The sequence below is a fragment of the Nocardia harenae NBRC 108248 genome (genome assembly GCF_001612885.1).
GTDB lineage: Bacteria > Actinomycetota > Actinomycetes > Mycobacteriales > Mycobacteriaceae > Nocardia > Nocardia harenae.
Map to the genome: position 1 here is coordinate 102783 of NZ_BDBH01000010.1, position 19145 is coordinate 121927.

Genomic DNA, 19145 nt, shown 5'->3' on the forward strand with positions numbered 1-19145 from the left:
GGTTTCGTCGACGGCGGGGTGTGCTGTCCACCCTAGAGGTGCCGGGGCCACCGCCCCCGTCAGGCCTGGGGTGTCGGGGGTCTACCATCCTCTGTAGTAGTAGCCGACCGGAGGCGATGCGCAGCGTGCGAGGAGAAACAGTGCCGATCGATCCACGACAGGACGACCTTGGTGCGCACGGCTCCTCCGGCACCACGCTGGTCGACCGCTTCTCCGGTGCCGGCCTCCCCTCGCGCACGATGCGCCGGGTGCTCGCCTACATCGCGCTGACCAAACCGCGGGTGATCGAGCTGCTGCTGGTCGCGACGATCCCGACCATGCTGCTCGCCGATCGCGGCACCGTCGACATCCGGCTCATCCTGGTCACGCTCTTCGGCGGCTGGATGGGCGCGGCCAGCGCCAACACCCTGAACTGCGTCGCCGACGCCGATATCGACAAGGTCATGAAGCGCACCGCGCGGCGCCCGCTGGCCAGGGACGCGGTGCCGACTCCGAACGCCTTCGTCTTCGGGGTGCTGCTCGGCATCGGCTCCTTCGCCTGGCTCTGGTGGCAGGCCAACCTGCTCAGCGGCGCGCTGGTGGTGGCGACGATCCTGTTCTACGTCTTCGTCTATACCCTCGGGCTCAAGCGGCGCACCTCGCAGAACGTGGTCTGGGGCGGCGCGGCGGGCTGCATGCCCGCGCTGGTCGGCTGGTCCGCCGTCACCGGGAGCATCGGCTGGCCCGCGGTGGCGCTCTTCGGCGTGATCTTCTTCTGGACGCCGCCGCACACCTGGGCGCTGGCCATGCGCTACAAGGAGGACTACCGCGCGGCCGGGGTGCCGATGCTGCCGGTCGTCGCCACCGAACGGGTGGTCACCAAGCAGATCGTGATCTACACCTGGCTCACCGTGCTCACCACGCTGGCGCTGGTCCCGGCCACCGGCGTGATCTACGCGGCGGTGGCGCTGGTGGCCGGTGCCTGGTTCCTGCTCATGGCGCACCAGCTGTACGCCGGGGTGCGGCGCGGCGAGTCGGTCAAGCCGCTGCGGCTCTTCCTGCAGTCGAACAACTACCTCGCCGTGGTGTTCTGCGGCCTCGCGGTGGACTCCGTGCTCGGCTGGGACACCATCGGCAGCCTCTTCTAGGGCGTCAGCACGATCGAGCCGGTGGTCCTGCGGCCCTCCAGGTCGCGGTGCGCGCGCTCGGCCTCGGCCAGCGGGTAGCTCGCGCCGATCCGGACAGCGAGCGAGCCGTCGGCGATCGCCTCCAGGATGTCGCCCGCCCGCCACATCAGCTCGGAGCGGTCGCGGGTGTAGTGCGCCAGCGTCGGGCGGGTGACGAAGAGCGAACCCGCCGGGTTCAGCCGCTGCAGGTCGAACGGCGGGACCGGACCGCTCGCCGCGCCGAAGAGCGCCAGCGTGCCGCGGATGCGCAGCGCGGCCAGGCTCGCCTCGAAGGTGTCGGCGCCGACGCCGTCGTACACCGCGGCCACGCCATCGCCGCCGGTCAGCCCGCGCACCTGGTCGGCCAGGTCGGCGGCGTAGCGCAGCACGTCGGTGGCGCCCGCCTCGCGGGAGAGCGCCTCCTTGGCGTCGGTGGAGACGGTGGTGATCACCCGGACGCCGCGCGCCACCGCGAGCTGGGTCAGGATCAGCCCGACGCCGCCCGCACCCGCGTGCACCAGCACGGTCTCGCCGATCTTCGGCTCGTAGACCGAGGTCAGCAAGTAGTGCGCGGTCATGCCCTGGAGCAGCGCGGAGGCGGCCACCGCCGGCTCGACCCCGGCCGGGACGCCGATCGCCCTCGCGGCCGGGACCAGCGCCAGCTCGGCGTAGCTGCCCGGCGCATCGGCCCAGGCCACGATGTCGCCCTCGGCGAACTCGGTGACGTCGGCGCCCACCGCGACCACCTCGCCGGTGCCCTCGGCGCCGGGCACGTACGGCAGCGTGCCGGGGTAGCGGCCGGTGCGGATGTAGGTGTCGATGAAGTTGATCCCGATCGCCGCGGTCCGCACCAGCAGCTCGCCGGGGCCCGGCTCCGGATCGGGGAGGTCGACGTGGCGCAGGACTTCGGGACCGCCGTTCTCGACTACCTGGATGGCACGCATGTGTTCCAGTTCTACACCGGCGCGCGGTCGGCACCGGGCTACCCGCGGGTAAGATCTCGGGCATGAGTACGCAAGCGACCGAGGCTCCGGCGAAGGTGCCGGACGAGATCGTCAAGTCGGTACGGGCGTTCGTCGCCGGGCACGGGGGTTCGGCCACCGCGGTGCTGCAGTCGCTGGGGACCGAGGGCGTCCGGGTGACGCTGGTCGGCGGCGACGGGGTGCTCGGCGACCGGGTCGTCGGCAGCCACGCCGTCGCCGCGGCCCTGGTCGAGCGGGTGGACGGGCTGACCGCCGCCGAGGAGTGGGATCGCGAGCTGAGCTCGGCGGCCACCCCACGGCGGGGCCACTACGCCAAGATGGCGGGCTGGGTCGCCAAGCAGACGAAGTTTCCCAGGGCGCGCAACGAGCGCTGAGCCCGCGGCCGGGTCAGGCGGGGAGGCGGCACAGGACCACCGGGCAGGGTGCGTGGTGCAGCAGGTTCTGGCTGGTGGAGCCGATCATGGTGCGCACCAGGCGGTTTCGGCCGTGGGTACCGGCGACGACCAGGCTCGCCGCCTCGGCCTCGGCGAGCAGGGCGAAGGGGGCCGGGGATTTCCGCACGACCCGGGTGACGGCGACGTCGGGGTACTTCTCCGGCCAGCCGGCCAGACGCTGGCCGAGTAGCTCCGCCTCGCGCGCGGCGAGCGCCTGCTCGTCGTCCGGGGCGGGGGACCAGCGCAGCAGGTCGGGGTCGTTCCACGCGTGCAGCGCGACCAGGTCGGTGCCGAGCAGCGAGGCGAGGTCGAAGGCGTGCTCCAGGGCGACGTCGCCGCACGGGCTGCCGTCCACCCCCGCCAGCACCGCCCCCTGGCCGGGGAGCGGGGCGTTCGGGTCGCCGCGCCAGACCGCGACCGGGCAGAGCGCCTTGTCCGCCACCCGCAGCGCGGTCGAGCCGAGCAGCAGGGTGCGCAGCGGGCTCGCACCGCCCGCCGCGACCACGAGCAGCCGCGCCGATTCGGCGGCGACCAGCAGTTCGGCCGCGGGATCGCCGTCCAGCACGAGCTGGGTCGGCTCGACGCCGGGGCGGTCGGCCTGGACCACGGCGGCGGCCTGCCGCACCGCGCGCCGCCCCTCGGCGCGGAGTAGGTCGCGGAGGTCGGCATCGGCCCAGCGCGGTGCCACGATCCTGGTGTCCGGCACCGCGATCACGCTCACCAGGATCAGCGGTGCCCCGCGCCGCGCCGCCAGCGCCGCGGCCCAGCGGGCCGCCGCGAGCGCCGGTGCGGTGCCGTCGATCCCGACGACGATCGACTGCCGGGCCTGCTGCATGGTTGTCCTCCCCAGGGACGTCCGAACTGGTCGCTCCACCTTGGCAGCGTGGGGTCCCGGCGTCATCGGGTCGAGGGACCCCGAAGCAGGGCCGAAAGTCCCTGGTGCGCCCGGTGGTTGCCCGACTCCGGGCGCGAACGGTACCGCGCAGGTCGCGGCGGTGCGCTCCCGGCAGCCCGCCGGTCGCCGGAGCCCGCGGGCTGCCGTGGCGGAGCCCGCGGTCAGGCGGGGGCGAGCTGCTCGGCCGGGACCCGCTCGCGCCGGTGCAGCGCGGCCCAGAGCGCGGCGGTGGCGGCGGTGCAGGCGGCGGCGCCTGCGACGTGCACGGCGACCAGCGCCGCAGGCACATCGGTGAGGTACTGCACCAGCCCGACCAGCGCCTGCGCGCAGACCAGCCCGATCAGCACGAAGAGCCGGGTCCGCACCGCGCGGCTGCTGCCGACCGCGAACAGCCCGAAGCCGAGCCCCACCAGCAGCGCCAGGTACGCCACGAGCAGCTGCGCGTGCAGGTGCACCAGCGTCACGATCTCCACCTGCAACCGCTGCACCGGCCGCTCGACGCTCTTGTCGCCCGCGTGCGGCCCGGCCCCGGTCACCAGCGTGCCCGCGACCAGCACCCCGGCCAGCGCGACCCCGCTCAGAAGGGTGAGCAGCCGCAGCGGTTTCGGCGCCTGCGCCACCCGCACCCCGTCGTCCGGTTCGCCGATCTCGGCGTACAGCACCACCGCGAGCCACACCATCACCATGGAGACCAGCAGGTGCACCGCCACGGTCCACCAGAGCAGCCCGGTGAGCACGGTGACGCCGCCGATGATCGCCTGCAGTACCGTCCCGCCCGGCATGAGCCAGGCGTAGACCAGCACCGAACGCCTGCGCCGCGCCCGGATCACGGCCAGCACCACCAGCGCGGCGCAGAGCGTCACCGCGAAGGTGAGCAGCCGATTGCCGAACTCCACCGCCTGGTGCACCACCGGCACCTCGGAGACGCCGACCGGGGTGAAGCTGCCGGGGAAGCACTGCGGCCAGGTCGGGCAGCCGAGCCCGGAGGCGGTGACCCGGACGACCGCGCCGGTCACCGAGATCCCGGCCTGGGTGAGGATCACCGCGAACGCGATCAGCCGCTGCGTGCGCAGCGAGGGGAGCGGAAGCCGGTCGACGAGTCGCAGGAAGGCGCGGTACACCACGCGACGATGGTAGCGCCCGTACTACACCGCGTCGTTGAGGGCTACTGGAACCGGAACCAGCGCACCGCGGCGGCCCCGCCCGCCAGCCCCCACACCGCAAGCACCACCAGCCCGAACCAGTCCACCGCGCCGCGCATGCTCTCCTCCAGCGCCACCGCGAGCGCACCGGACGGCACCAGCCGCACCAGGGTGTGCACGGCATCCGGCACCGACCCGGCGGCGAAGTGCACGCTGGCGATGCCGAGCATGACGAACCAGAGGATATTGGCCAGCGCCAGCACGATCTCCGCGCGCAATGTGCCGCCGAGCAGCAGCCCGAGCGCGGCGAAGGTGGCGGTGCCGAGCGCGATCACCGCGGCCCCGAGCAGCAGCCCGCCCGGCTCCGGCCGCCAGCCCAGCGTCAGCCCGATCGCGCCGAGCAGCAGTGCCTGCACGATCACCACGAGCACCACAGCGCCGCTCTTGCCCGCGATGATGCCCCAGCGCGGCAGCGCCGTCGCGCCGAGCCGCTTGAGCGCGCCGTAGCGCCGGTCGAAGCCGACCGCGATGGCCTGCCCGGTGAAGGCGGTGGACATCACCGCCACCATCATCACCGCGGGCACGATGGTGTCCACCCGCTCGCTGCCGAGGTCGCCGAAGGGCAGCAGGGTGAGCCCGACCAGCAGGGTGATCGGGATGAACATGGTGAGCAGCAGCTGCTCGCCGTTGCGCAGCAGCAGCACCAGCTCCAGCCGGGTCTGCGCGGCGAGCATGGCGGCCCGGCCCGCCGGGCGCGGGTCGGGGGCGAAGGTGCCCGGGGTGAACCGATTCTCCGGGGCGGTGGTCATCCGCGCAGCTCCCGTCCGGTGAGTTCGAGGAAGACGTCCTCGAGGCGGCGCTGGTCGATCCGGATATCGGTGGCGAGCACGTTCTGCCTGGCGCACCAGGCGGTGACGGTGGCCAGCACCTGCGGGTCGATCTCGCCCTCGATGAGGTAGGCACCCGGCGCGGTCTCGCGCGGCGCGAACCCCTCCGGCAGCGCCCTGGCCAGCAGCTCCAGGTCGAGCTTGGGCGGCGCGGCGAAGCGCAGCTGACCCGCCGCGCCGTGCGCGGTCACCTCGGCGGGGGTGCCCTGCGCGACGATCCGGCCGTGGTCGATGATGACCAGCCGGTCGGCCAGTTGCTCGGCCTCGTCCATGAGGTGGGTGGTGAGGACGACGGTCACGCCGTCCCGGCGCAGCGCCGCCACCAGCTCCCAGACGATCAGCCTGGCCTGGGCGTCCAGCCCAGCGGTCGGCTCGTCGAGGAAGACGATCTCCGGCCGCCCGACCAGTGCGCAGGCCAGCGCCAGCCGCTGCTGCTGCCCGCCGGAGAGCCTGCGGTAGGGGGTGCGCCGGTGGTCACGCAGGCCCAGCGTGTCGAGCAGCCACTGCGGGTCCAGCGGGTGCGCCGAGTAGGCCGCGACCAGCTCCAGCATCTCGCCCGCGCGTGAGCCGGGGTAGGCGCCGCCGCCCTGCAGCATGACGCCGATCCGCGGGCGCAGCGCCTCGGAGTCGGCGATCGGGTCCAGCCCGAGCACCCGCACGCGGCCCGCGTCCGGGCGCAGGAAGCCCTCGCACATCTCCACCGTGCTGGTCTTGCCCGCGCCGTTCGGCCCGAGCAGCGCCAGTACCTCCGCGCGCCGCACGTCGAAGGTCAGCTCGTCGACCGCGACGGTCTCGCCGTAGCGCTTGACGACACCGTCGACGCGGAGCGCGAGATCGGGGTCAGCGGTCACGATGACACACCGTAGGCAGTCGCCGGCTGTGACGGAGCCGACACCCCCGCCTGACGCCAGGGCAGCCGGTTCCTCGTCACCACCACGAACAGCACCACCACGATGACCCCGGCCACGGCCGCGCCCACGATCTGGAACACCTCGAACTCCGCGCCGCGCGGCATGGCGATCACGCTCACGATCGCCGGGACCAGCACCGCGGGGCCGCGGAAGGCGGGCCTGGTGGCCCAGGCCGCCAGCGGAACGATGGCCCAGAGCAGGTACCAGGGCTGCACCACCGGGAAGAGCAGCACGATGGCGCCGAGCGCGACCCCGAGCGCCCCCACCGGGTGCAGCCGCCCGGTATTGGTCGCCACCAGCATGCGCAGCGCGATGACGGCGGCGCCGAGCGCGGCGATCGGCCGGGTGATGCTGAGCAGCGCGGTGGTGTGGTCGCCGAGCCCGAGCAGCACCCCGCCGAAGCCGGTGATCACGCCGAGCGCGGTCGGCAGCGACATCCAGCTGCGCACCGCGCTCGCGGTGTTCAGCGTGTAGAGCCAGCCGAAGCCGAGCCCGCTGGCGGTGCTGATGGCGACGGTCGTCACCCCCGCCACCAGGGCGAGGAGCAGCGCCGCCTTGAGGATCGACCACGGCCCCGCACCCCAGCGCCGCGCCAGCGCCATGCCGACGAAGCCGAGCGCGATGATCGAGGTGAACTTGACGGTGGAGGAGAGCGTGATCGTCACCGCGCCGCCGATCAGCAGCGCGTAGGCGCGGGCGTCGAAGACCGGTGCGTCCTCGATGGCGCGCAGGCAGAACTCCAGCCCGGCCAGCATGAGCCCGAGCATGAGCGCGTCGTTGTGCACCCCGCCCACCAGGTGGAAGAGGACGAGCGGGTTGCAGGCGCCGAGCCAGAGCGCGCTCACCGGCGCCACCCCGCAGCGCACCGAGAGCCGCGGCAGCGCCCACACGATGAGCGCGACCCCGGCCAGCGCCAGCGCGCGGTGCGCCCACACCCCGGCGATGATGTTCTCCCCGGTCAGCTCGGCGATCCCACGGCCGACCCAGAGGAAGAGCGGGCCGTACGGCGCGGGGGTGTCGCGCCAGATGGTCGGCACGTTGTTGGTGAGGACGTTGTCGATCCCGAGCCCGGCGACCGGGCCCTCGGAGTACGGGTCGATCCCGCGCCCGGCGATCTCGCTCTGCGCCAGGTACGAGTAGACGTCATTGCTGAACAGCGGCGGCGCCACGCTCAGCGGCAGGATCCAGAGCAGCAGCGTGCGGTCCAGCTGGGAGCGGGAGAGCCGGTGCCGCGGCGAGCCGCCCAGGCTGCCGATGGCGAAGCGGCCGAGCAGCAGCCACGCCAGCACCACGATGGCCGAGCCGACCATGCACATGGCCAGCGAGCCGGTGTGCGCGCGGGCGAAGATGCCGAGTACCCGCACGCCGGAGACGGGGTTCTGGTGCACGGGTTGCGCGCCGATGCCGAGGGCGGCGATGGCCATGAGGACGGTGCCGGTGGCGCCGAGCAGGCGGATGCGGTCGAGCTGGCGCAGCTCGTCGCGGTCGAGGCCGGGGACTTCTTTCTCGTCGGTGTGCAGCACCGCGATGGTGTGGTCGGCGGGGACGTCGAGGCCGAGCGCTCGGCGTCCGAATGCCACCAATCGACGCCGAGCGCATATGAGTACCGACACGGGGTCAGCGTAGTCAAAAGATTACTTTTCAACGGCTTCGCCTTCGCGTCGGGTCGGCTACACGTCGGCCGCGCGACGGAGGAGGACCTCTCGTTCGCGGGCATTGCCGGTCAGGGCGGCGGCTGATTCGAGGGCGGCTCGGGCTTCGGCCGAGCGGCCCAGCTGGGCGAGGAGTTCGCCGCGGGTGGCGGGGAGCAGGTGGTAGCGGTCGAGCTTGCCGCCGGATTCGAGGGCGTCCAGGATGGGGAGCGCGGCTTCGGGTCCCGTTGCCATGGCCACGGCGGCGGCGCGGTTGAGTTCGACGACCGGGTTGGGGGCGATGCGGCCGAGGGCCTCGTAGAGCAGGACTATGCGCTCCCAGTCGGTGTCGTCGATCGTGGGGGCGATGGCGTGGCACTCGGCTATCCCCGCCTGCAGGGCGTACTTCCCGCGGCCGCGGCGCAGGGCGTCGCAGCGGGCGAGAGCGGCCCGGCCGCGGGTGATGCGGTCGCGCTCCCAGCGGGTGCGGTCCTGGTCGGCCAGCAGGATCGGGTCGCCGTCGCGGTCGAGGCGGGCGGGGAAGCGGGCGGCGGTGAGCTCCATGAGGGCCACCAGGCCGTGTGCCTCCGGCTCGGCCGGGACGAGTTCGGCGAGCACCCTGGCCAGGCGCAGTGCCTCGCGGCTCAGCTCGGGGCGCATCCAGTCGGTGCCGCGGCTGGCCGTGTAGCCCTCGTTGAACATGAGGTACAGCACGGCGAGGACGCCGGTCAGCCGCCGGCCGAACTCGCCGCGCGGGGGGAGCTCGAAGGGGACGTTCGCCGCGGCCAGGGTCTTCTTGGCGCGCACGATGCGCTGCTGCACGGCGGGGGTGGAGATCAGGCAGGCGCGGGCGATCTCCTCGCCGGTGAGGCCGCCGACCACGCGCAGCGTCAGCGCCACCTGCGCCTGCCTGGCCAGCATCGGGTGGCAGGAGATGAAGATCAGGCCGAGCACGTCGTCGTCGATCCGGTCCGGATCCCACGGCGCGCCGGTCCAGTGCTCCTCGTCCGGCTCGCCTTCGCGCAGCTCCGCGCCGAGCACCGTGACCCGTTCGTCGTGCCGCTCGGCGCGGCGCAACACATCGATCGCCTTGCGCCTGGCCACGGTGGTGAGCCAGGCGCCGGGGTTGTCCGGCACGCCGCGCTCCGGCCACTGCGCGAGCGCGTCGGCGAGCGCCTCCTGGGCGGCGTCCTCGGCGATGCCGAAATCGCCGAGCGAGCGGGTCAGGGCCGCCACGATGCGCGCGGATTCCATCCGCCACACCGCGGCGACCCGGCCCTGAACTGTCCCGGTCATCTCAGGAGTTCTTGGCCTCGTACTCGGCCTTCCAGGCCATCTCCTTCTTGATCCACTCGTTGTCGGCCGGGAAGTCCTCGACCCCGTGGATGCGGCGCACCTCGAGCTTGTTGCCCTTGCCGAGCGGCGCCTTGCGCGCCCACTCCGCGGCCTCCTCGGCCGAGGCGACATCGAGGATCCAGAAGCCGTTGAACAGCTCCTTGGTCTCGCCGTACGGGCCGTCGGTGACGAGCGGCTCCTCGTCGGTGAACTCGACGACGAAGCCTTCGGCGGCGTCGGTCAGGCCGTCGCCGCCGGCCAGCACCCCGGCCTTCACCATGGACTCGTTGTAGGCGCCCATCTCGGCGATGATCTGTTCGAAATCCACCTCGGCGGATGCGGCGAGCGCCTCGTCGGTGGTCCGCATGATCAGCATGTACTTCATGGTTCTCTGCCTCTCGGTATCCGGTCGCGTCTCGACCCTTTCACCCACTGCGTCGAACGGGAACCGGGGAGATCGACACCCGCCGCAGATTTTTTCGAAATGTGGTGTTCGTCGCACCCCCGATCCGAAAAATCGGGCGAATCGGGCGATTGACCACCTTAATGGCGGGTCCGCCCGCAGCGGCGATGCGGCAGCTCAGGGCACCCTTATTAGATTTCGGGACGTAATTCCGCCACACTTGTGTTGTGAAAACCGTGGATTTGCGGAACGACGACGACGGAACCGGCCGCCCGGCCGGCGCCGCGCCCGCCGCTGTCCCGGTCGAGGGGCAGACTCGCGCGGCCATCGTGCAGCTGCTGCTGGAGGAGGGGCCGATCACGGCCACCGCCGTCGGCACCCGGCTCGGCCTGACCCCCGCGGGGGTGCGCAGGCACCTGGACGCGCTGATCGAGTCCGGGCAGGCGCGGGCCAGCCGCTCGGCTCCGTGGCAGCAGAAGGGCCGCGGCCGCCCGGCCAAGCAGTTCCAGCTCACCGCGGCGGGCCGCGGCCGGATGGGGCACGCCTACGACGACCTGGCCGGCGCCGCCATGCGGCGGCTGCGTACGCTCGGCGGCGAGCAGGCCATCCGGGATTTCGCCCGGGATCGGGTCGAGGCCATCGTGGGCGAGGTCGAGCCGCTGGCGCCCGACGACCGGCGCGATGCCGGTGAGATCGCGGAGAAGGCCGGCGAGATCGCGGGCGCCTTCGCGGGGGCCGGCTTCGCGGCCACCACCAGGAAGGTCGGCGCGGGGGTGCAGATCTGCCAGCACCACTGCCCGGTCGCGCACGTCGCCGAGGAGTTCCCCGAGCTGTGCGAGGCCGAGCTGACCGCCTTCCGGGAGCTGCTCGGCACCCACGTGCAGCGCCTGGCGACCATCGCCAACGGCGACTGCGCCTGCACCACCCACGTTCCGCTGCTCGTACGCGCACCGAAAGCCACCGCCGCCCAGCCCGCGGCGGTCACTACCGAGAACTCCGGAAGGAGTGCCGAATGACGACGACCCCCGCGGCCAGCCGCGAATTCGACGCTGTGCAGGTCCCCCTGACGCAGGAGGAGACCATCGCGTCCCTGGGGAATTACGGCTACGGCTGGGCCGATTCGGACGCGGCGGGCGCCGCCGCGCGGCGCGGCCTCTCCGAAGCCGTCGTGCGCGACATCTCGGACAAGAAGAGCGAGCCGGAGTGGATGCTGGAGACCCGCCTCAAGGCGCTCCGCATCTTCGACCGCAAGCCCATGCCGAACTGGGGCTCGCAGCTCGACGGCATCGACTTCGACAACATCAAGTACTTCGTGCGCTCCACCGAGAAGCAGGCCGCTTCCTGGGAGGACCTGCCGGAGGACATCAAGAACACCTACGACAAGCTCGGCATCCCGGAGGCGGAGAAGCAGCGGCTGGTCGCCGGCGTCGCCGCGCAGTACGAGTCCGAGGTCGTCTACCACCAGATCCGCGAGGACCTGGAGCAGCAGGGCGTCATCTTCCTGGACACCGACACCGGCCTCAGGGAGCACCCGGAGATCTTCCAGGAGTACTTCGGCTCGGTCATCCCGGCGGGCGACAACAAGTTCTCCGCGCTGAACACCGCGGTGTGGTCCGGCGGGTCCTTCATCTACGTGCCGCCCGGCGTGCACGTGGACATCCCGCTGCAGGCCTACTTCCGGATCAACACCGAGAACATGGGGCAGTTCGAGCGCACCCTGATCATCGTCGACGAGGGCGCCTACGTGCACTACGTCGAGGGCTGCACCGCGCCGATCTACAAGTCCGACTCGCTGCACTCCGCGGTGGTCGAGATCGTGGTGAAGAAGGGCGGCCGCTGCCGCTACACCACCATCCAGAACTGGTCGAACAACGTCTACAACCTGGTCACCAAGCGGGCCAAGGCGGAGGCGGGCGCGACCATGGAGTGGGTCGACGGCAATATCGGCTCCAAGGTCACCATGAAGTACCCGGCGGTCTGGATGACCGGCGAGCACGCCAGGGGCGAGGTGCTCTCCATCGCCTTCGCCGGCGAGGGCCAGCACCAGGACACCGGCGCGAAGATGCTGCACCTGGCGCCGCACACCTCCTCGAACATCGTCTCGAAGTCGGTGGCGCGCGGCGGCGGGCGGGCCTCCTACCGCGGCCTGGTCCAGGTGAACAAGGGCGCCTACGGCTCCAGGTCCACGGTGAAATGCGACGCGCTGCTGGTGGATACGGTGAGCCGCTCGGACACCTACCCCTACGTCGACATCCGCGAGGACGACGTGACCATGGGCCACGAGGCGACCGTCTCCAAGGTCTCCGAGGACCAGCTCTTCTACCTCATGAGCCGCGGCCTCACGGAGGACGAGGCGATGGCCATGGTGGTGCGCGGCTTCGTGGAGCCGATCGCCAAGGAGCTGCCCATGGAGTACGCGCTGGAGCTGAACCGGCTGATCGAGCTGCAGATGGAAGGGGCGGTCGGCTGATGCCCGCCGAGAACGTGGCAGAGGCCGTCGAGGTGCGTCCGGCGGTCAACAAGGGTGAGGTCTTCACGTCGTTCGACGTGGACGCCTTCGAGGTGCCGTCCGGCCGCGACGAGGCGTGGCGGTTCACGCCCATGCGCCGGCTGCGCGGGCTGCACGACGGCAGCGCGACCAGGGACGGCAGCGCGACGGTCGCGGTGACGCCGGTCGACGGCGTGACCGTCGAGACCGTCGGCCGGGACGATGCCCGGCTGGGCGAGGCGGGCACGCCCGCCGATCGCGTCGCCGCCCAGGCGTACTCCGGCTTCGAGCAGGCCACCGTGCTGTCGGTGGGCGCCGAGGTCGAGGTCGCCGAGCCCGTCACCGTGACGGTCACCGGCCCGGGCGAAGGCCACACCGCCTACGGCCACCTGCAGGTGCGGCTCGGCAACTTCGCCGCCGCCACCGTGGTGATCGACCTGCGCGGCAGCGGGACCTACGCGGAGAACGTGGAGTTCGTGCTCGGCGACAGCGCCCGGCTCACCGTGGTCGCGGTGCAGGACTGGGCCGACGACGCCGTGCACGCCACCGCGCACCACGCGCTGCTCGGCCGGGACGCCACGCTCCGGCACACCGCCGTCACGCTCGGCGGCGACCTGGTGCGGCTCACCGGCACCGTGCGCTACGCGGGCCCCGGCGGCGACGCCGAGCTGCTCGGGCTGTACTTCGCCGACGCGGGTCAGCACTTCGAGCAGCGGCTGCTGGTCGACCACGCGGTGCCGAACTGCAAGTCCAACGTCATGTACAAGGGCGCGCTGCAGGGTGATCCGGACTCGCCGAAGGGCGATGCCCGCACCGTGTGGGTCGGCGACGTGCTGATCCGCGCGGCGGCCGAGGGCACCGACACCTTCGAGCTGAACCGCAACCTGGTGCTCACCGACGGCGCCCGCGCCGACTCGGTGCCGAACCTGGAGATCGAGACCGGCGAGATCCTCGGCGCCGGGCACGCCTCGGCCACCGGCCGCTTCGACGACGAGCAGCTGTTCTACCTGCGCGCCCGCGGCATCCCGGAGGACGTCGCGCGCCGCCTGGTGGTCCGCGGCTTCTTCCACGAGATCATCCAGAAGATCGCGGTCCCCGAGGTGCGGGAGCGGCTGGAGGCGGCCATCGAGGCCGAGCTCGCCGCCATCGGCGCCTGACACCCGACCCCACAGCCCCCGAAGGACATTCGATGACCACCCTGGAAATCAAGGACCTGCACGCCGAGATCACGACCCCCGAGGGCGAGCGCAAGGAGATCCTCAAGGGCGTGAACCTCACCGTGAGCTCCGGTGAGACGCACGCCATCATGGGGCCCAACGGCTCCGGCAAGTCCACGCTCTCCTACGCCATCGCCGGTCACCCCAAGTACACCGTGACCTCCGGCTCGATCACCCTGGACGGCGAGGACGTGCTCGCCATGACGGTGGACGAGCGCGCCCGCGCCGGGCTCTTCCTCGCCATGCAGTACCCGGTCGAGGTGCCCGGCGTCTCGGTGTCGAACTTCCTGCGCACCGCCGCCACCGCCGTCCGCGGCGAGGCCCCCAAGCTGCGGCACTGGGTCAAGGAGGTGAAGGAGTCGATGAGCTCGCTGGAGATCGACGCCGCCTTCGCCGAGCGCAGCGTGAACGAGGGCTTCTCCGGCGGCGAGAAGAAGCGGCACGAGATCCTGCAGCTCGGGCTGCTGAAGCCGAAGATCGCCATCCTGGACGAGACCGACTCCGGCCTGGACGTGGACGCGCTGCGCATCGTCTCCGAGGGCGTCAACCGCTACCAGGAGCAGGAGAACGGCGGGGTGCTGCTGATCACGCACTACACCCGCATCCTGCGCTACATCCGGCCGGAGTTCGTGCACGTCTTCGTCGGCGGCCGGATCGTCGCCGAGGGCGGCGCCGAGCTCGCGGACGAGCTGGACGCAGGCGGCTACGTCCGCTTCACCCAGACCGCGACCGCCGGAGCCTGATATGACCGCAGCACCCGAGCGCGTGCTCGACGTGGCACGGATCCGGGCCGACTTCCCGATCCTGAGCCGCACGGTGCGCGATGGAAAACCGCTGGTGTACCTGGATTCCGGGGCCACGGCGCAGCGCCCGGATGCGGTGCTCGACGCCGAGCGCGAGTTCCTCGTGACCCGGAACTCGGCGGTGCACCGGGGCGCGCACCAGCTGGCCGAGGAGGCCACCGACGCCTACGAGGGGGCGCGTGCCGATATCGCGCGCTTCGTCGGGGTGGACGCCGGGGAGATCGTCTTCACCAAGAACGCGACCGAATCGCTGAACCTGGTCACCTACGCCTTCGCCGACGACCGCTTTCCGTACCACGTCGGGCCCGGCGACGAGATCGTCATCACCGAGCTGGAGCACCACGCGAACCTGGTGCCCTGGCAGGAGCTCGCGCGGCGCACCGGGGCCACCCTGAGGTGGTACGGCGTCACCGACGACGGCCGGATCGACCTGGACTCGCTGGAGCTCTCGCCCGCCACCAAGGTGGTCGCCTTCACCCATCAGTCCAATGTCACCGGGGCCGTGACGCCGGTCGAGGAGCTGGTGCGGCGGGCCGAGGCCGTCGGCGCGCTGGTGGTGCTCGACGCCTGCCAGTCGGTGCCGCACGCCCCGGTCGACTTCCGCGCGCTCGGCGTGGATTTCGCCGCCTTCTCCGGGCACAAGATGCTCGGCCCGTCCGGTGTCGGCGTGCTCTTCGGCCGCCGCGCGCTGCTCGAGGAGACCCCGCCCTTCATCACCGGCGGCTCCATGATCGAGACCGTCACCATGGAGCGCAGCACCTACGCCCCGCCCCCGCAGCGCTTCGAGGCGGGTGTGCCGATGACCTCGCAGGTGGTCGGGCTGGGCGCGGCGGTGCGGTACCTGGAGGCCGTCGGCATGGCGGCCGTCGCCGCGCACGAGCACGCGCTGGTGGACGCGGCGCTGGCCGGGCTCTCCGGGATCGAGGGCGTGCGGATCATCGGGCCGACGGAGAACGTGGAGCGCGGTGGCGCGGTCGCCTTCGTGGTGGACGGCATCCACGCGCACGACGTCGGGCAGATCCTGGACGACCAGGGCGTCGCCATCCGGGTCGGGCACCACTGCGCCTGGCCGCTGCACCGGCGCTTCGGCGTCGCGGCCACCGCCCGCGCCTCGTTCGCGATCTACAACACCCTGGACGAGGTGGAGGCACTGGTGGCGGCGGTGCGGAAGGCCCGCGAGTTCTTCGGGGTTGCATAAGCCATGCGCATGGAGCAGATGTACCAGGAAGTGATCCTGGACCACTACAAGCATCCGCACCACCGCGGGCTGCGCGAGCCCTACGGCGCCGAGGTGCACCACGTCAACCCGACCTGCGGCGACGAGGTGACGCTGCGGGTCGCCATCGACGACGCGGGCGAGATCGCCGACGTCTCCTACGACGGCCAGGGCTGCTCGATCAGCCAGGCCAGCACCTCGGTCCTCACCGACCAGGTGATCGGGCTGCCGGTGCAGCAGGCCATGAAGGTGGTCGACTCGTTCAGCGAGATGATCTCCGGCCGTGGCACCGTGGAGGGCGACGAGGATGTGATCGGCGACGGCATCGCCTTCGCCGGGGTCGCCAAGTACCCCGCCCGCGTCAAGTGCGCCCTGCTGGGCTGGATGGCGTTCAAGGACGCGGTGGTGCGCATCGAGGATCAGCAATCGAAGGGAAGCGGGTCATGACCGAGACACCCGACACCACCACGCCGGAGGCCGCGCTCTCGGCCGAGGACAGCAAGCTGCTGGAGGATCTCGAGGAGGCGATGCGCGATGTCGTCGACCCCGAGCTCGGCATCAATGTCGTCGACCTCGGGCTGGTCTACGGGCTCAGGGTGGAGGAGGACGTCGCCGTGCTCGACATGACGCTGACCTCCGCCGCCTGCCCGCTCACCGACGTCATCGAGGACCAGTCCCGGAATGCGCTGGTGCGCAGCGGGCTGGTCGAGGACCTGAAGATCAACTGGGTCTGGATTCCGCCGTGGGGGCCGGACAAGATCACCGACGACGGCCGCGAGCAGCTGCGCGCGCTCGGCTTCACCGTCTGATCGAAGGTTCTGCGCGGCAGTACTTTCCGCCGCTGGACAACCGGGAGCACCGCGAGGATGATTCTCGCGGTGCCTCTCGTCGGTGAGGGGCCGCTGAGCTGGAGGTCCGTCCCGTGTCGCTGCCGCCGCTTTCCCGGTCGGTCGCCGGAGTCGTCGCTACCACGGCGGCGCTGCTCGGTGCGGGCATGTCCGCCCCGGCCGTGGCGGTGCCGCCAAGGGGGCTCTACTACGGGACGGTCTCGCTCTCCGAGTCCACCGGCGTGGTCGCCATCTCGACCGACCAGCGGAGCTGGGTCGCCGCCGATGCCGAGGCGATCAAGAACTGCGGGGTCTACGACTGCCGGATCGTGCTGCAGTACGCCGATGGCTGCGCCGCCGTCGCGCGCGGCGCGGACGGGCGGTTCGGCTGGGCCGCGGCGCCCTCGCGGCCGGAGGCGGAGTCCGCGGCCATCGCCGGGCTCGGCGAAACCGCCCCGCCGTTCCCCGATCTCGGCAGCGCCTCGCCGCGCCCCGCGGTGCTCAGCACCTCCGCCTGCACCCGCAACGCGCTCTGACCCGACCCGCCCGGGAAGGGGGTCGGTTTGCTTGTACGTCGCGCGGTTGCCGATCATGGTTCCGTGCTGGTTTCCGATGGTGTGATCGCCCTGCGCCCGATCACGGTGACCGATGTCCCGGCGCACCTCGCCGGAGCCGACTCCGCGCTGATCCGGCTCTGGCCGGAGCTCGGCGCCGGGGACTCGGCGGCCGAGCACTTCGCCGACAGCGCCGCGGCCTGGGCCGAGGACGGCCCGGCCCGGCTCTTCGCCGTCACCGAGCTCCCGGCCGCGGAGCTGATCGGGCTGCTCGACATCCGGCTGACCCGGCCGTACCTGGCCAAGGGGCAGGCCAGTATCGAGTACGGGGTGTACCCAGAGCGGCGCGGTTTCGGCCTGGCCACCCGGGCCGTCATCCTCGGCTGCCGGTATCTGGCCGCGCTCGGCACGGTCGAGGAGGCGGTGATCCGGGTGGACCCGGGGCACACCCCCTCGGTCGCCGTGGCGCGGCGGGCGCGGTTCCGCTACAGCCACAGTGCCACCGATGGGGACGATCGGGTGGACTGGTACCTGCAGGCCATCTGAGTCCCGCGCCGCGCGGCAATCAGCCATCGCGCCGAGAGGGCGGCGACGATGTTCTCCCCACGCCGATGGTTAGGCTAACCTGACTTTATGAGCAAGGGACTCGAGGGCCTGATGATGAAGGCCTACCGTGCGGACAACTACAAGCTGACCGTCACTTCGGTCCGCGCCATTACCGACAAGTACATCCGGGTGGGGTTCCACGCACCCGGGCTGCTCGCCGACTACCCGGTGCATCCGACCCAGTGGATCCGGATCTGGTTCGACGACGGCAAGGGCAATTTCCGCCAGCGCGGCTACACGCTGGTCGACCAGGACGTCGAGAACGAGACCTTCGGGGTCGAGTTCGCGCTGCACCATGGCCCCGCCTCGGTGTGGGCGGAGAACGCGCAGGTGGGGGAGGTGCTCGAAGCGTCGGCGATGAAGAATATCGGTGCCTCCAACTTCACGATCCCGGAGCCGGTGCCCGCCGAATTCGTGCTCTTCGGCGACACCGCCTCGCTGCCCGCCGTCAACTCGCTGCTGCGCGCCATCGGGGACACGCCCGCGCGGGTGTGGCTGGAGTGGCAGTACGAGTCCGACCCGACGCTCCCGGTGCACGCGGGCCCGCGGCACGAGGTCACCTGGGTGCAGCGGGTGGACGACGGCAGGCTGCTGCGCGAGGCCGCCGAGGGGATCATCCTGAAGCAGGGCACCTTCGGCTGGGTGGCGTGCGACGGCCGCAGCACGCGCTCCATCGTGAAGACGCTCAAGACCAAGCACGGGCTGGGCAAGGAGTCGATCAAGTACCAGGCGTACTGGAAGTGATCCGCTCGTAGACCAGGTGGCAGGCATTGCTGGACGGCAGTGCCTGCCGCTGCCGGTAGTGCCGGCGGGTGCCGGGCCGGAAGAGCGGTGTGCCGCCGCCGAGCACCAGCGGCGCCAGGTGCAGCCGCAGCTCGTCCACCAGCCCGGCCTCCAGTGCCCGGCCGATCAGCTCGCCGCCGCCCATGAGCACCACCGCGCCGTCCCCGGCCACCGCGCCTGCCCGCTCGATCGCCGAGGGCAGGGAATCGGTGAAGGTGACGCGCAGCCCCAGCTCGCGCACCAGCCTGCTCTCCGCCGGAGCCGCGCGGGTGACCACGAAGAACGGCGGGGTGCCCGCCTCCTGGGCGCCGTACCCCATCTCGGCGGTCCAGCCGCCGGGGCCGTCGACCACGTCGTAGAGGCCGCGGCCCATGATCACCGCGCCGCTGGCGGCGGTGGCGCCGCGCAGGATCTCGGTGTCCACCTCGTCCCGCTCGGTCACCCAGGTGTGCAGCTCCTCGGCGTCGCCGAGCCCGCGGCCGGGGCCCGCGCCCGCTCCGGTCACGTAGCCGTCCAGGGACATGGTGATATCGGCGATCACGATCGTCATGGTGTGGTTCCTCCTCGGTCCGGTCATCAGTACCGACGGGCCGGGGAGCGCCGATTCATCGACCGCGGACCGTAGCGGGATGTGTTCGGAGATCTCTGCACCGGGTGCGGGAATCCTCGAGAGAGGCGCCCGGGCCGAGGCACCGGCGGATCACACGTACCGGGCGCGTAGCTTGCCCTTGACCAGCTTTCCGGTCGGCGTCCGCGGCAGATCGTCGGAGAAGTCGACCGTGCGCGGCACCTTGTAGTGCGCGATCCGCTCGCGCAGGTAGCCGCGCAGCTCCTCGGCGAGCGCGGGGCCGGGCTCGGCGCCGGGGGTGGGCTGTACTGAGCGGT

At 71.9% G+C, this 19145-nt stretch carries 22 protein-coding genes; 12 read left to right on the plus strand and 10 right to left on the minus strand.

Going from position 1 to position 19145, the window contains the following annotated elements:
• Window positions 1-239: 239 nt before the first annotated feature.
• Window positions 240-1127: a heme o synthase gene (locus tag NH2_RS21165; protein WP_157103899.1), complete on the plus strand. Its 888-nt coding sequence runs from the start codon at window positions 240-242 to the stop codon at window positions 1125-1127.
• Here the strand turns inward: NH2_RS21165 and NH2_RS21170 are convergent.
• The gene (locus NH2_RS21170; protein ID WP_067657100.1) at window positions 1124-2089 is read right to left on the minus strand and encodes a quinone oxidoreductase family protein; all 966 of its coding nucleotides are present in this window, start codon (window positions 2087-2089) and stop codon (window positions 1124-1126) included. The genes NH2_RS21165 and NH2_RS21170 overlap by 4 nt on opposite strands.
• Window positions 2090-2151: 62 nt before the next feature.
• Here NH2_RS21170 and NH2_RS21175 point away from each other — a divergent pair, with 62 nt between their 5' ends.
• Window positions 2152-2502 (plus strand): hypothetical protein, encoded by a 351-nt coding sequence (locus NH2_RS21175; protein WP_067657103.1) that lies wholly within the window; start codon window positions 2152-2154, stop codon window positions 2500-2502.
• Window positions 2503-2515: 13 nt separating this feature from the next.
• Here the strand turns inward: NH2_RS21175 and NH2_RS21180 are convergent, their stop codons facing one another.
• The 7 genes from NH2_RS21180 to NH2_RS21210 all read right to left on the minus strand — a co-directional run bounded on the left by NH2_RS21180 (window position 2516) and on the right by NH2_RS21210 (window position 9748).
• On the minus strand, window positions 2516-3397 hold the full coding sequence (locus NH2_RS21180; protein ID WP_067657107.1) for a universal stress protein: 882 nt from the start codon (window positions 3395-3397) through the stop codon (window positions 2516-2518).
• Window positions 3398-3618: 221 nt separating this feature from the next.
• Window positions 3619-4581 carry a COX15/CtaA family protein gene (locus NH2_RS21185; protein WP_067657110.1) on the minus strand — a complete coding sequence of 321 codons (963 nt, stop codon included), beginning with the start codon at window positions 4579-4581 and terminating at the stop codon, window positions 3619-3621.
• Window positions 4582-4622: 41 nt separating this feature from the next.
• Window positions 4623-5408: an ABC transporter permease gene (locus NH2_RS21190; protein WP_067657112.1), complete on the minus strand. Its 786-nt coding sequence runs from the start codon at window positions 5406-5408 to the stop codon at window positions 4623-4625.
• Window positions 5405-6337 carry an ABC transporter ATP-binding protein gene (locus NH2_RS21195; protein WP_067657115.1) on the minus strand — a complete coding sequence of 311 codons (933 nt, stop codon included), beginning with the start codon at window positions 6335-6337 and terminating at the stop codon, window positions 5405-5407. Before NH2_RS21195 ends, NH2_RS21190 begins: the two co-directional genes overlap by 4 nt.
• On the minus strand, window positions 6334-8010 hold the full coding sequence (mptB, locus tag NH2_RS21200; RefSeq protein WP_067657118.1) for a polyprenol phosphomannose-dependent alpha 1,6 mannosyltransferase MptB: 1677 nt from the start codon (window positions 8008-8010) through the stop codon (window positions 6334-6336). Before mptB ends, NH2_RS21195 begins: the two co-directional genes overlap by 4 nt.
• Window positions 8011-8067: 57 nt before the next feature.
• On the minus strand, window positions 8068-9324 hold the full coding sequence (locus NH2_RS21205) for an RNA polymerase sigma factor (protein ID WP_067657121.1): 1257 nt from the start codon (window positions 9322-9324) through the stop codon (window positions 8068-8070).
• A gap of 1 nt (window position 9325) precedes the next feature.
• Entirely contained in the window at window positions 9326-9748 is a 423-nt protein-coding gene (locus tag NH2_RS21210) for a YciI family protein (protein ID WP_067657124.1), read from the minus strand.
• Window positions 9749-10002: 254 nt separating this feature from the next.
• On the opposite strand from NH2_RS21210, the gene NH2_RS21215 reads away from it, so the two are divergent.
• The 10 genes from NH2_RS21215 to NH2_RS21260 all read left to right on the plus strand — a co-directional run bounded on the left by NH2_RS21215 (window position 10003) and on the right by NH2_RS21260 (window position 18221).
• A complete protein-coding gene (locus NH2_RS21215) occupies window positions 10003-10782 on the plus strand; it encodes a helix-turn-helix transcriptional regulator (protein WP_067657200.1) in 780 nt (259 codons plus the stop codon).
• Window positions 10779-12236 (plus strand): Fe-S cluster assembly protein SufB, encoded by a 1458-nt coding sequence (gene sufB / locus NH2_RS21220; RefSeq protein WP_067657127.1) that lies wholly within the window; start codon window positions 10779-10781, stop codon window positions 12234-12236. The genes NH2_RS21215 and sufB overlap by 4 nt, the downstream gene beginning before the upstream one ends.
• Complete coding sequence (gene sufD, locus NH2_RS21225; RefSeq protein ID WP_067657130.1) at window positions 12236-13411, plus strand: Fe-S cluster assembly protein SufD; 1176 nt, start codon at window positions 12236-12238, stop codon at window positions 13409-13411. The genes sufB and sufD overlap by 1 nt, the downstream gene beginning before the upstream one ends.
• A gap of 32 nt (window positions 13412-13443) precedes the next feature.
• The gene (sufC, locus tag NH2_RS21230) at window positions 13444-14214 is read left to right on the plus strand and encodes a Fe-S cluster assembly ATPase SufC (protein WP_067657133.1); all 771 of its coding nucleotides are present in this window, start codon (window positions 13444-13446) and stop codon (window positions 14212-14214) included.
• Window position 14215: 1 nt separating this feature from the next.
• Window positions 14216-15472 (plus strand): cysteine desulfurase, encoded by a 1257-nt coding sequence (locus NH2_RS21235; protein ID WP_067657136.1) that lies wholly within the window; start codon window positions 14216-14218, stop codon window positions 15470-15472.
• Window positions 15473-15475: 3 nt separating this feature from the next.
• Entirely contained in the window at window positions 15476-15937 is a 462-nt protein-coding gene (gene sufU, locus NH2_RS21240; RefSeq protein ID WP_067657139.1) for a Fe-S cluster assembly sulfur transfer protein SufU, read from the plus strand.
• Window positions 15934-16299 (plus strand): metal-sulfur cluster assembly factor, encoded by a 366-nt coding sequence (locus tag NH2_RS21245; RefSeq protein ID WP_067657142.1) that lies wholly within the window; start codon window positions 15934-15936, stop codon window positions 16297-16299. Before sufU ends, NH2_RS21245 begins: the two co-directional genes overlap by 4 nt.
• 113 nt (window positions 16300-16412) lie before the next feature.
• A complete protein-coding gene (locus tag NH2_RS21250) occupies window positions 16413-16853 on the plus strand; it encodes a DUF4189 domain-containing protein (protein ID WP_245650694.1) in 441 nt (146 codons plus the stop codon).
• Window positions 16854-16916: 63 nt separating this feature from the next.
• A complete protein-coding gene (locus NH2_RS21255; protein WP_067657148.1) occupies window positions 16917-17417 on the plus strand; it encodes a GNAT family N-acetyltransferase in 501 nt (166 codons plus the stop codon).
• Between the two features lie 87 nt (window positions 17418-17504).
• Window positions 17505-18221, plus strand: a complete 717-nt coding sequence (locus NH2_RS21260; protein WP_067657151.1) for a siderophore-interacting protein — start codon at window positions 17505-17507, stop codon at window positions 18219-18221.
• Here NH2_RS21260 and NH2_RS21265 read toward each other — a convergent pair.
• On the minus strand, window positions 18196-18810 hold the full coding sequence (locus NH2_RS21265) for a dihydrofolate reductase family protein (protein WP_067657154.1): 615 nt from the start codon (window positions 18808-18810) through the stop codon (window positions 18196-18198). The two genes, NH2_RS21260 and NH2_RS21265, sit on opposite strands and share 26 nt — an antisense overlap.
• A 150-nt stretch (window positions 18811-18960) precedes the next feature.
• On the minus strand, window positions 18961-19145 hold a 185-nt coding region (locus NH2_RS21270), incomplete at its 5' end, for an AMP-binding enzyme (RefSeq protein ID WP_439951774.1).